Here is a 12,328-nt window from a genome sequence, read left to right on the forward strand (position 1 = left end):
TAATAATAGTAATAATTACCTATTCTTTGATAAGATTATATGATTACATAAATTAAAAAAACATTCTAATAAGGATGTCTTTTCTTGTTCTATAATAATGTTTATGTTAAGTAAAAGGTGTTTTGTATTATAACTTATAAATTAATTCGTTTTCTTCTGATTGTTGAAGTTTAGATTTTTGTAAAAGTTTCAACGTTTCGGGTTGATTTACATTTGCTTTTGCAGCAATTTTATCTAATTTCAATTCATTTTTTGCGTAATCAACAATTGCATTCAAAACTTCTGTTCCGTAACCTTTGTTCTGAAATTTGCGTTTCAGACGAATGTTGATAACTGCGCCGTATTTTGTTTGGCGCAAACCTCCCCAACCAACAAATCGTCCGCTTTTTTTCTCGTGAACACCCCAAAGACCAAAACCATATTCTTGGTAATGTTTCTCCATATTTTCGATAAAAAACTTCGCTTCGTCTTCAGATTTATACGGTTTTTCGTTGACGATTTTCATCAATTCTTTGTCAGAATTTAATTGAAATAATTCGAATGCATCAATCTCAAAAAACTCTCGTAAGACCAAACTTTTTGTTTCGCAAATAACTTTCATTAAAACTTTTTAGTTCTTGCAAAGTTACTTCGATTTAAAGAATAAAAAAAGTCTTACCAATTATGATAAGACTTTTATATTTACTTTTTTGTTGTTGTTTTTGGTTTTGCTGGAGTTGTTGTTTTAGGAGGCGTAGCTGTTGCTTCCGAAACCTTTTGGTTAATCTCTTGTGTTAAGATTTGTCTTTTTAGATTGAAGATTTCTGTATCTTTTTGATCAATCTTAGCATCTAAATCTTTTACTTTTTGAGTTAATTCTGCAACTTGCTTTTCTTTTTCGTTTAATTGAGTATAGAAAAGTTTTGATTTTTCTCCAGAACTATTCAATGCAGAATACAATTCTTGCAAATTAGTATCATGTTCTTTTTGAGCCATTCTAATCATAGCTTGCGCATTTGTCAAAGCTGTATCTTTGATGTATAATTCGCTTTTAGCTTTTGCTAAATCTTTTTCAAGAGTTTCGATTTTCAAATTAGCTAATGTCAAATCTTTAGATGTATTTGATTGATCGTCTAAAGCTCTGTAATAATTAGCTTCCAATTCTTGGTGTTGTTTCTGAGGAACGCAACTTGCAATTGCAAAAAGTGTTAAACAACAAAGTACAATTTTTTTCATTTATATAATCTTAAACGTCTAATTCTAATAAAACAGGACAATGATCTGAGTGCTTTGCATCTGGTAAAATCGTGGCACGCGTCATATTTTTTTCTAATGTATTACTCACCATATTGTAATCGATTCTCCAACCTTTGTTATTGTTGCGCGCATTTGCACGATAAGACCACCATGAGTAATGATGAGGTTCTTTTACAAAATAACGAAAAGAATCAATCATATTACATTCATCAAGAAAAGCAGTCATCCACTCTCTTTCGACAGGTAAAAAACCAGAAACTTTCGCATTACGAACAGGATCGTGAATATCGATTGCTTCGTGACAAATGTTATAATCGCCACAAATTACAATGTTTGGATGAGAGATTTTAAGTTCTTTGATGTAATCTTTAAAATCTTCACAAAATTGTAATTTAAAATCTAATCGATCAATATTTGTTCCACTTGGCAAATACAAACTAATTACCGAAACATTGTCAAAATCAAGTCTCAAAACGCGACCTTCTTTGTCAATATAATCTATTCCAGTTCCTATTTGTACATGATTAGGTTTTATTTTCGAGAAAATAGCAACTCCACTGTATCCTTTTTTCTCCGCTGCATGCCAATAAATGTGATAACCCAATTCCTCAAACGGTTTTGTGTCCACTTGTTCTTGCATTGCTTTTGTTTCTTGAATACAAAAAACATCTGGTTGTGCAGCTTCTGACCATTCAACCAAACCTTTAGTCATCGCAGCGCGAATTCCATTTACATTGTAACTGATGATTTTCATAGTTAGCGAAATTACTAAATATTTATGACGGATTGATTTAGAAATTTGAATAAAGTGAATATTTTTTGTAACTTTTTAGAAGTTAATACGTCTTAATAATAAAAGACATCAATATGAAATACATTTTTCTTCCAATTTTAATATTCAGTTCGTTAGGATTTGCGAGCTGTTCGGTAGATTTAAATTCTAAATCGCCAGTTTCTAATTATTTAGACCGAGTAGAGGCAAGTAGTAATACAATTACAGAAATGCGTAAGATATCTTCTTTTGAAGGAATTGATGTAAGCAGTGCAATAAGTGTTACTGTTTCTGATGGTAATTATAATGGTGAAATTTCTGTTGAAGCGCCAGATAATATTATGAATAGAATCACGACTGAAGTGAAAAATGGTGTTTTGGTTATGAAAATTAATGGAACCGTAAACTTGAAAAATTCTTCTATTAAAATTAAATTCCCTCATCAAAAATTACGTTCGTTTGATCTATCAGGTGCAACGAGTGTTACCGTTTTGCCAACGCAGAAAGTAGAAAAAATGGCTGTTGATTTATCAGGAGCTAGTAATTTAAAATTAGATGTGGTTTCGAATTCTATTTCGGTTGATAATTCTGGTGCATCAAGTATGAAAATTTCTGGAAATGTACAGGATTTAAACATTTCAGTTTCAGGAGCTTCTTCGTTTATTGGAAAAGAATTGAAAGCTGCGAATGTAGTTGTTGATTGTTCAGGAGCAAGTTCTACAACAGTTTGGGCTGTGAATAGTTTGACTGCTGATAGTTCTGGAGCGAGTTCTGTTCGTTATGTAGACGAAAATGGTTTGAAAACGAAAGTGAGCACTTCTGGAATGTCTTCTATCAAAAGAATAAACTAATAGTTTTTGTTTAAAACTATGATAAGTTAATATTTAGTACTACAAAAAAATCGGATGAATTTCATCCGATTTTTTTTATATCTATTTTTTTTATTAGAATTGCCAACCTAATGTCAATAAGAATAAATTGTTGTTTAATTTAACTTTTGGAGCGTAAGTGTTAGGTAAAGAAACAAATTCATTATTAGTATTAATATAATCTGTTCCACCAATCAATTGTTGATATTTTTGAGTTTGATATTGATAAGCTGCATCTATATAGAATCCTCCAAAATCATATCCTAAACCAAAACTTGCACGATTAATATCTCCTTGAAATGCTTTCGATAAAACAGCAGCGTTTGTTACAACATTATTTTCGTTTGCAATATCCATTGTAAAATCTTTGTAAGGAGAAGTTATATAATTATAACCAGCTCTTACTTTGAAACGATCTACACGGTATTCCGCACCAACTCTAACTTCACTTGAATTTTTTACAAAATCATTGATGAAATTATTATCTCCACTAAAATATTGTGATGGTTTTAATTTTGTATCATTGTTCATGTGGTAGGTATAATCAGCACCCAGAGATAAATTTTTACCAACAACAAAACCTAAACTTCCTACAAGACGTCCACCACGAGTCATATCATAATCAGAAGAATACATATAGTATGAAGCAACAGTACCAGTTGATTCATTATGAGTATTATTATCGTTATAAACATCTTCCGAGATATTGTACCAAACAGGAGAATGATAAGCTGCACCTAAACGTACATTGTGATTCACTTTGTAAATTGCTCCTAAAGAGAAAGAGAATCCTTGTCCAATTTCATTATAAGGAGCTCCATTAGCATTGTAAACATATGTATCATTATTTTTGTCATAACGCTCTGCATATTGTTCGTATCCCGAATAGTTTGTTTCATGGAAGTTTAATCCAAATCCCAAATAAACTTTGTCATCATAACTTGTACCTAAATTAACAGAGAATTTAGATTTATATCCATCAATATCTTTAATGTAACCATTGAATGTCCAAGTGTCACCTGTATTTAAATTCTCAAAACTAATTCCTTCATTTGTTCCAATTGATGAATAATTGTCTAAACGCTGATTAAGATAAGCGACACCAACTGTAAAACGATTCCATTTTGAAGCTTCATTTGCAAAAACAAATGTTCCTCCAAATTGTTGGAAATCAAAATTGCTTTCAGATTCTTTGATATTTGTTCCGAAATTAGTTTTGTTGCTAAAAGTAGAAACACCAGCTGTTACTTGGACATCAGAGTTAATTGCTACTCCTAATCCAGCAGGGTTTTGCTCGACAGAAGTAATGTCACTTCCTAATGCACCAACAGCTCCACCAACACCAATATATTTAGCATTTCCGCTGTTAATATCTTGCGAATATAAATTTATAGCATTTGTAGAATACTGAGTTTCGTATCCTTTGTTCTGTTGTGCAAAAGCCAATGTACCAGCTAAGGTACAAAGGCTTAATAATATTTTTTTCATTTATATATGATCTAAATCTAGTTATCTTCTTCCACCACGAGAGCCTCCTCCTGTGCTACTTCCTCGAGAACCACCTCCCATGCTTCCGCTACTCATACTACTACCTCTACTTGGAGAAGGTGTAGAATATGATGGGCGAGAATTGTTCATGCTATTTGTTCTTTCATAGCTTCTCGTTGGTTGTTGGTATTGTTGAGCTTCGCGAGTCGGTCTTGTGTTGTAAGTAGGCTGTTGTGTTTGTGCCGGTCTTACTTCACGAGTTGGACGCGTGTTATTCATTTGCCCTTGATCAACAGAAGGTCTAACTTCTCTTGTAGGACGAGTTCCGTTAATTTGGCTTTGGTCTACACTTGGTCTTACTTCACGAGTTGGACGTGTATTATTCATTTGTCCTTGATTAACAGAAGGTCTAACCTCTCTTGTAGGACGAGTTCCGTTAATTTGACTTTGGTCTGTACCTGGTCTTACCTCGCGAGTTGGACGTGTTGTATTGTTAATTGTATTATCACGAGTTGGTCTTAAACCTGTAGAGATTTGGTTGTTTCTACCATTTAAGCTTCCAACAGGACGAGTAGAATTAATGGTGTTATTTAAACGACCACCATTTCTGTAACCTGGTTGAGAATAAATTCCTCTTGGACGATTGTATCCATATCCATAATAACCAGGATATCCGTAACCCCAACCGTTATTCCATCCGTAGTAACCTCCATAATATCCACCATAGTAAGGTCTGTTCCAACCCCAACCATAATATCCATTATACCATGGATCGTTCCATCCCCATCCGAATGAAATACCAAATCCGTTTCCGTACCATCCACCATACCAAGGATTGTAATATCCCCAACGATATGGATTATAGAAACCTCCCCATCCGTAGCTGTACCAAGGATAGTTGTTCCAGATATTAATTTCTACACCATCATTACGTCCCCAGTCATAATTACTCGATCCGTTATAAGTTAATGTATAGTCGTTGTTTCCAAAATAATTGTAACCACCTAAACCATATCCGTTAATTTTAACTTTGGTTGCTGATTTAGATTGAGTATTATCATTTGTGCTATCAACATCATCTTGGTAATAAAATTGTTCAGCACCATTTCCTTCTGCATCGAAGTATGGACTACCAATTTTTATTTCCCCTTTATTTTCTTGTTCTCCTTGCTCGTTACCATGTTGTAGTTGAGCTTGTTGATAGGTTTTATCTGTTTTCGGATTATAATAAACTCCGTCGCTTTCGTAACCACTTGGTTGATAAGTCGAACAAGATGAAATTCCTAATGCAGCCACAAGAATTAATGTAGTTGCAGAAATTTTATTAGAAATTTTATAAACTTTGTTCATAATTATAAATTTACATCGTTTGTAATAATTAAATTTGCATAAATTTATAGGCAATTTTAATGCCAAGTAAAGATACGAAACTTATCAACAAATATAAAAGATTATGGCAAAATTAACAACTCGTGCTGAGGATTATTCTAAGTGGTACAATGAGCTTGTTGTAAAAGCAAATTTAGCTGAGAATTCGAAGGTTAGAGGGTGTATGGTGATCAAACCATATGGCTATGCTATTTGGGAAAAACTACAAGCAGAATTAGACAAAAGATTTAAAGAAACAGGTCATCAAAATGCTTATTTCCCCTTATTTGTTCCTAAAAGTTTATTCGAAGCCGAAGAAAAAAATGCAGAAGGTTTTGCGAAAGAGTGTGCGGTTGTAACGCATTATCGATTGAAAAATGATCCTGATAATAAAGGAAAATTAATTGTAGATCCAGAAGCAAAATTAGAAGAAGAATTAATTGTTCGTCCAACTTCAGAAGCAATTATTTGGAGTACATACAAAGGTTGGATTCAGTCGTACCGCGATTTACCAATTCTGATTAATCAATGGGCAAATGTTGTTCGTTGGGAAATGCGTACGCGTTTGTTTTTGAGAACTGCCGAGTTTTTATGGCAAGAAGGGCATACAGCTCACGAAACAAAAGAAGAAGCAATTGCGGAAGCGCAACAAATGCAAGAAGTATATGCGGATGTTGTAGAGAATTTTATGGCAATTCCAGTTGTAAAGGGAAGAAAGTCAGATTCTGAGCGTTTTGCAGGTGCTGATGATACCTATACAATCGAAGCGTTGATGCAAGATGGTAAAGCTTTACAAGCGGGAACTTCTCACTTTTTAGGGCAAAACTTTGCAAAAGCTTTTGATGTTAAATTCGCAAGCAAAGAAGGAAAACAAGAATATGTTTGGGCAACTTCTTGGGGAGTTTCTACTCGTTTGATGGGTGCATTAATTATGACGCATTCTGACGATTTAGGATTAGTTTTACCTCCAAAATTAGCACCAATTCAAGTTGTAGTTGTTCCAATTTATAAAACAGAAGAACAATTAGAAGAAATTCGTCAAGTGGTGGATAAATTTTCGTCTGAATTGAAAGCGAAAGGAATTTCGATCAAATTTGATGATGATGATAAAACTAAACCAGGTTGGAAATTTGCTGAATACGAATTGAAAGGTGTTCCAGTTCGTATTGCAATTGGACCAAAAGATTTAGAAAAAGGTCATGTTGAGGTTGCTCGTCGTGATACATTAGAAAAGCAATTTATTGCATTGGATGATGTGTCAACTGAGGTGGAAAAATTGTTAGCAGATATTCAAACTAATTTATTCCAAAAAGCGTCAGATTTTAGAGATGCTCACACAACAGAAGCAACAACTTTTGAAGAATTCAAAGATATTATCGAAAATAAAGGTGGCTTTGTTTCAGCTTTATGGGACGGAACAGAAGAAACAGAAGAAGCTATAAAAAATGAGACGAAAGCAACAATTCGTTGTATTCCTCAAGCTTTTGAAACGCCTACTGAAGGAGTAGATGTTTTCTCTGGAAAACCAGCAAAATACAGAGTTTTATATGCAAAAGCGTACTAAATTTTAAGATATATCAAAAATAAAAAAGGAGCTATTAATTAGCTCCTTTTTTATTTTAATGTTTTTTGGCGTGCAATTCTTTTAAACGTAATTACTATAGTAGTAAAATTATTTTTTGGATTTTTATTTTACGTAAAACCGTAATTTATTTATATAAGTTTTTTGAACTTTAAGATTATTAGATTTTGACTGAGTATAATGTTAATAGATTATTAAATTTAATAAAACTTTAACAAATTAACAATTATTTAATCAATTCGTGATCTACTTAATATAGTTTTGAAATAAATAAAATTTCAAAAAATATGAAGAAAACTCTACTTTCTGTTTTCTCCTTATTTTCTATGTATATACTCTCAGCACAACGAGTTCTATTGTGGGAAAAGTCTATAGGAGGAGAACAAGCAGAATATTTATACAATGCGATTTCTACACCCGATTATGGTTTCTTGATTTTAGGTAGTTCAGCATCTAATGCAACAGGAGATATCCAAAAGAAAAATCAAGGAAGTTTAGATTATTTTATCTGGAAAATGGATGAAAATGGTAAACAAGAATGGCAAAACTCTTTTGGCGGGAATGGTTCAGATTTTTTATATGCAGCCCAATCCACTTCTGATGGTGGCTATGTTTTAGCAGGAGCTTCTACATCTACTAAATCTGGCGATAAAGTGAGTGAAAACCAAGGAAACGAAGATATTTGGGTTATAAAAATAGATGCACAAGGAAAAATACAGTGGCAAAATTCGTTTGGCGGAAATGGGAATGATATTCCTGTAGATATTATTCGAACAAAAGATAAAGGATATTTAATTGCTGCTAATTCTAATTCAACGCCTTCTTCCTATAAAAAGAGCGAAAATTTTGGAGGAAATGATTATTTCATCATCAAGCTAAATGAAAAAGGAGAAACCCTATGGGAAAAAACATTTGGAGGTTCTTTTGATGATCAAATCAAATCGGTTATAGAAACGAAAGATGGTTTTGTTTTAATTGGTAATTCGAATTCTCCTGTAAGTGGAAATAAAACGATTGATCAAATATCTAAAGGAACTTGGATTGTTCAGATTAATCAAAAAGGAGAAATAATCTCTGAACAGAATTTAAATTTGAATTCAGACAATCAATTGATTTCTTTTCAAGAAAATGAGAATGGTTATTTGTTTTCTATTTTAGAAAATGTTGAAAATGAGTTAAAACCAAAGGTTATTCAAACCGATTTTAATTTTCAAATACAAAAAACAACCGCATTAGAAATAGAAAGTGATTTGGCTATAACAGAAATAAAATTGGTTGACAATAAATTATTTTTTACAGCAAATAAAATCTCTACGTTAGAACAGTTAAAATCTAACAATCATTCTATAGAAAGTTATTATATAGCTAAAACTTTTGATCAAAATGGTTTAGAAATTTGGGAAAAACAATTTGGAGAAAAAGGCTTTAATTACCTTGAAAAAATAGTTACAACGCGTGATGGTTCGGTTATTCTATTTGGAAATTCAACACAACAAGGAAAAGGGAGTAATGGACAATCTGATTTTTATTTGGTGAAATTAGGTGATAAATCTTCTACAGAAAAACGTACCTATATCGAAGCCTATCCAAATCCTACGCGTGATATTGTGAATGTTTTAATCAACAAAGAGTTTGTAAAAGCGACGATTGAGGTCTATAATTTAACAGGACAACATTTGCAAACTAAAGAAGTGAAATACCGTTCTACACCTATTTCTTTAGAAAGTTATTCAGGAGGAATTTACATTCTAAAAATTAACACTGACAACCAAACTGAATCTATTAAAATTATTAAAAAATAAACTTTATACTGAAATGAACTTTAAATTTTTTTTTATTATTCTTTTCTTTTTTAATTTTTTATTTGTAAAATCTCAATTAAAAAAGAATGATGTAAATTATTCATTTTCACCTAAAATTGACAATTTTAGGTTTGATAATTTTACAGAAGTTGACGACCTAAATTATAAAGGAGAATATACATATAAATTAAAATTGTTTGAACAAGATTTATTTTACAATCCAACTTTGAGTTACCAGACTAGAGGTATAAAAGTTAATGATTCAGGAGGGAGAAATGGAATCAATTGGAATAATAATTTTGATGCAATTATTTATCGTGTAATTAATGCAAAACCCGATGAATTAATATCTTCTCGTATATCAAACTTTGACGGAAATATTACAGAACAAAATTATCAACTAATAGATAATTATGAAAGGACATTATCTAATAAAGATTATGCTGGAGCTGATGCTGAATATGATCTATTTTCATATAATTTATTTGGTAATTCAGGAAGTTTTTTACTTGTTAATGGGAAAGTTGAGTTAATTGATAAAAGCGATATAAATATCACAATTATTAAAGATTATCCATTGTTGTTTAAAATAGTCGATACAAAAGGAAATACTTATTTTTTTGATAATGAATCTAATGTTGAAACAGTTAATCTAGATAGTGAGAGTTACTGTGATCGCTTTTCGGGTAGAGGTTTTGGTTTCGTACCAGTAAAGTGGTTTGTAAATAAAATAAAAACCTTTAATAACGATGAATATAATTTTAAGTATATCAATATTGAACCTTATGAAGTTAGAGATTTCAATGAAACAATTATATTTAAAGATAGATTTTATAATGATGATATTTATCCTTGTGGAGCGTCTCAATCACAAACATATACTACAGTAGAACCAACATATTGCACAAGAGCATATGAAATTAAAACTAAATTAATTTCAGAGATTATGTCACCTAATTATCAATTATTTTTTAATTACATAGACAGGGAAGATATATATCAAGACAAACTTTTATCTCAGATTATTTTAAAAAATAAGTTCAACAAAGAAATTGAAAACATTCATTTTTCATATGATAAGATTTCTTCTAACCTTCTTAATAATGTAAATATAATCAGTAGTTTACAAAAAGGATTAGATATAAGATACTTTTTAAAAGAAATTACATTCACTAATCAAAAAAAATATAGTTTTGGTTACCTCAATCCAAATAGTCTCCCTCCTCGATTTAGTAATTCTCAAGATTTATTAGGCTATGCAAATAATAAAAATAATAGTTCTTTAATTCCTAAAGAATATATAAATAAAGCTTCATTACCTTATTCAATATTTGCTAGCTTCTATAATCAAATCCCTCGAGGTGATCGAAGTGTTGAACCTACTGTTTCTCAATCTGGAATGTTAAATAAAATTATTTTTCCTACAAAAGGTTATGATTTAATAGAATATGAATCTAACCTTATAAAAGCTAAAGATGAAATTCGTACAAAAAATGAATATTCTGGAAAAATTATTAGTCCTTGGATTGAACATTTTGGAGAAACCCCTGAATTTAAGGCTTTATACGATGAAACAATAGATTTCAAGATTAGCGCCTATAATGAAGAATATGGAGAGAATGCTGTTAACTTTAAATTTTATGATGTCACAAATGAAGTATATATAACAAATGGACGTTCTGTTTTTGCTAATGATAATTATTCAAGTAGTGTTGAAATAAAAAAAGGACATGTATATAGAATAGATTATGAAATGATAGGAACAAATACTGTTTTTTATTATGATTTAAAATATACTACAGAGTTTAAGATAGTAGAGGTAGATAAACCATATTATGGTATTAGAGTAAAAAAAATTATTAAAAATGATAATTTAAAAAATAATGTCTACGAATTTTCTTATAAATCTTTCGAGGAAGAAAATTTAAAATTAGTTTATAATGATTCTCCATCTTACTTAGTAGATATGGAAGATTTTAAAATAGATAATTCAGGAGGTGGTTTCATAAGTGAATATTTTGAGCAATATACCCCTCCATCTGGCGGATGTTGGAATCCGCCAATGCCTCCAGCCTTTAATTCATTTGATCGAGTTAATTTCTATAAAATCAGTTCGAATTCTATATATAATCTTACTCCATATAATAATTCTGAAATCCTATATAAGAATATAACAAAACTTCATTATTCCAATGGTTCAGACGAGAAAAACTTTATAGCAAAGACTTTTATTCCTAATCAGAATATTATGGCAAAATTGGTGTTAGGAAAACATAGACTTTCAAATAATATAGATAATAATGGATGGAATATAGGATCTATTTCCTCTACATATTTAGGAAAAATTAAAGATGGTAACTCTTTTCAGATAGTGAAAAAAATTAAAAATAATTATGATTTTAAAATATATAATACATACAACAATTACACAGTGCATAGAGGTGGAACAGTATTTAATGTATTGAACTCGGATTTAGATACTAAATTCAAACCTTTATCTGTTTCTGAATATAAAATTCATACATATTGGTATAATAATGTAGGTGAAGAAATAACAGATTATGTTGATAATGGAACCTCTATCTCTACAAAAAACAATTACAACTACAATAGTACAAATCATTCACAGTTAACAAAACAAATAATCCAAAACAGCAAAGGCGAAACACTAACCACAGAGTACCAATATCCTCCAGATTTAGTTGGACAAGAAGATTATATGAAAGAATTGACGGATGCTAACCGCATTGCAGAACCAGTGATTGTTAAACAAAGTGTTGATGATGTATATATTTCTGAAGTTCATAATCAATATAATTTATTCAATGGAATTGTTCAGAAAGCTGCTGTTCATCAAAAGAAAGGAAATGGTATAAATATTAACACTATTATCGATCGTAAAATTACTTACAACAGTTATGACACTCAAGGTAATCTTACACAATATACTTTAGAAAATGGAATTCCTGTTTCTATTATTTGGGGATATGGCGGTCAATATCCTATCGCTAAAATAGAAGGAGCTTCTTTATCAGAGGTTAGTAGTTTTATTCAAAATTTAGAAATAGCAAGCAACAATGGTACTTTAACGAAAGATTCTTTTGCTAGTTTACGAACAGCATTACCTCAAGCTATGATCACTTCTTATATCTATCAACCTCTTGTTGGTGTCACGAGTATTACAGGGCCAAACTGGATATCCCCCTGAATT

The 12,328-nt window shown here is 31.0% G+C and carries 9 protein-coding genes; 4 read left to right on the forward strand and 5 right to left on the reverse strand.

Annotation, left to right across the window (positions count from 1 at the left end):
• Window positions 1–127: 127 nt before the first annotated feature.
• The 3 genes from B4E95_RS08115 to B4E95_RS08125 form a co-directional block, all read right to left on the reverse strand.
• On the reverse strand, window positions 128–601 hold the full coding sequence (locus B4E95_RS08115) for a GNAT family N-acetyltransferase (protein ID WP_291091066.1): 474 nt from the start codon (window positions 599–601) through the stop codon (window positions 128–130).
• An 80-nt stretch (window positions 602–681) separates the two neighbouring features.
• Window positions 682–1,215 carry a hypothetical protein gene (locus tag B4E95_RS08120; protein WP_038332722.1) on the reverse strand — a complete coding sequence of 178 codons (534 nt, stop codon included), beginning with the start codon at window positions 1,213–1,215 and terminating at the stop codon, window positions 682–684.
• Window positions 1,216–1,225: 10 nt separating this feature from the next.
• Window positions 1,226–1,990, reverse strand: a complete 765-nt coding sequence (locus B4E95_RS08125; protein WP_291091067.1) for an exodeoxyribonuclease III — start codon at window positions 1,988–1,990, stop codon at window positions 1,226–1,228.
• Window positions 1,991–2,103: 113 nt separating this feature from the next.
• Between B4E95_RS08125 and B4E95_RS08130 the strand changes: the two genes are divergently transcribed.
• Window positions 2,104–2,859 (forward strand): head GIN domain-containing protein, encoded by a 756-nt coding sequence (locus B4E95_RS08130; RefSeq protein WP_286495554.1) that lies wholly within the window; start codon window positions 2,104–2,106, stop codon window positions 2,857–2,859.
• A gap of 93 nt (window positions 2,860–2,952) precedes the next feature.
• On the opposite strand, the gene B4E95_RS08135 is transcribed toward B4E95_RS08130, so the two are convergent.
• Complete coding sequence (locus B4E95_RS08135) at window positions 2,953–4,365, reverse strand: OmpP1/FadL family transporter (RefSeq protein ID WP_291091068.1); 1,413 nt, start codon at window positions 4,363–4,365, stop codon at window positions 2,953–2,955.
• A 21-nt stretch (window positions 4,366–4,386) separates the two neighbouring features.
• Window positions 4,387–5,715, reverse strand: a complete 1,329-nt coding sequence (locus tag B4E95_RS08140) for a hypothetical protein (RefSeq protein ID WP_291091069.1) — start codon at window positions 5,713–5,715, stop codon at window positions 4,387–4,389.
• A 103-nt stretch (window positions 5,716–5,818) separates the two neighbouring features.
• Here B4E95_RS08140 and proS point away from each other — a divergent pair, with 103 nt between their 5' ends.
• The 3 genes from proS (at window position 5,819) to B4E95_RS08155 (ending at window position 12,325) form a co-directional block, all read left to right on the forward strand.
• Complete coding sequence (proS, locus tag B4E95_RS08145; protein ID WP_291091070.1) at window positions 5,819–7,297, forward strand: proline--tRNA ligase; 1,479 nt, start codon at window positions 5,819–5,821, stop codon at window positions 7,295–7,297.
• A gap of 305 nt (window positions 7,298–7,602) precedes the next feature.
• Window positions 7,603–9,117 (forward strand): T9SS type A sorting domain-containing protein, encoded by a 1,515-nt coding sequence (locus tag B4E95_RS08150; protein ID WP_291091072.1) that lies wholly within the window; start codon window positions 7,603–7,605, stop codon window positions 9,115–9,117.
• Window positions 9,118–9,130: 13 nt separating this feature from the next.
• Window positions 9,131–12,325 (forward strand): hypothetical protein, encoded by a 3,195-nt coding sequence (locus B4E95_RS08155; RefSeq protein ID WP_291091073.1) that lies wholly within the window; start codon window positions 9,131–9,133, stop codon window positions 12,323–12,325.
• Window positions 12,326–12,328 lie beyond the last annotated feature (3 nt).

The organism is Empedobacter sp. UBA7494, assembly GCF_002478465.1.
Lineage (GTDB): Bacteria > Bacteroidota > Bacteroidia > Flavobacteriales > Weeksellaceae > Empedobacter > Empedobacter falsenii_B.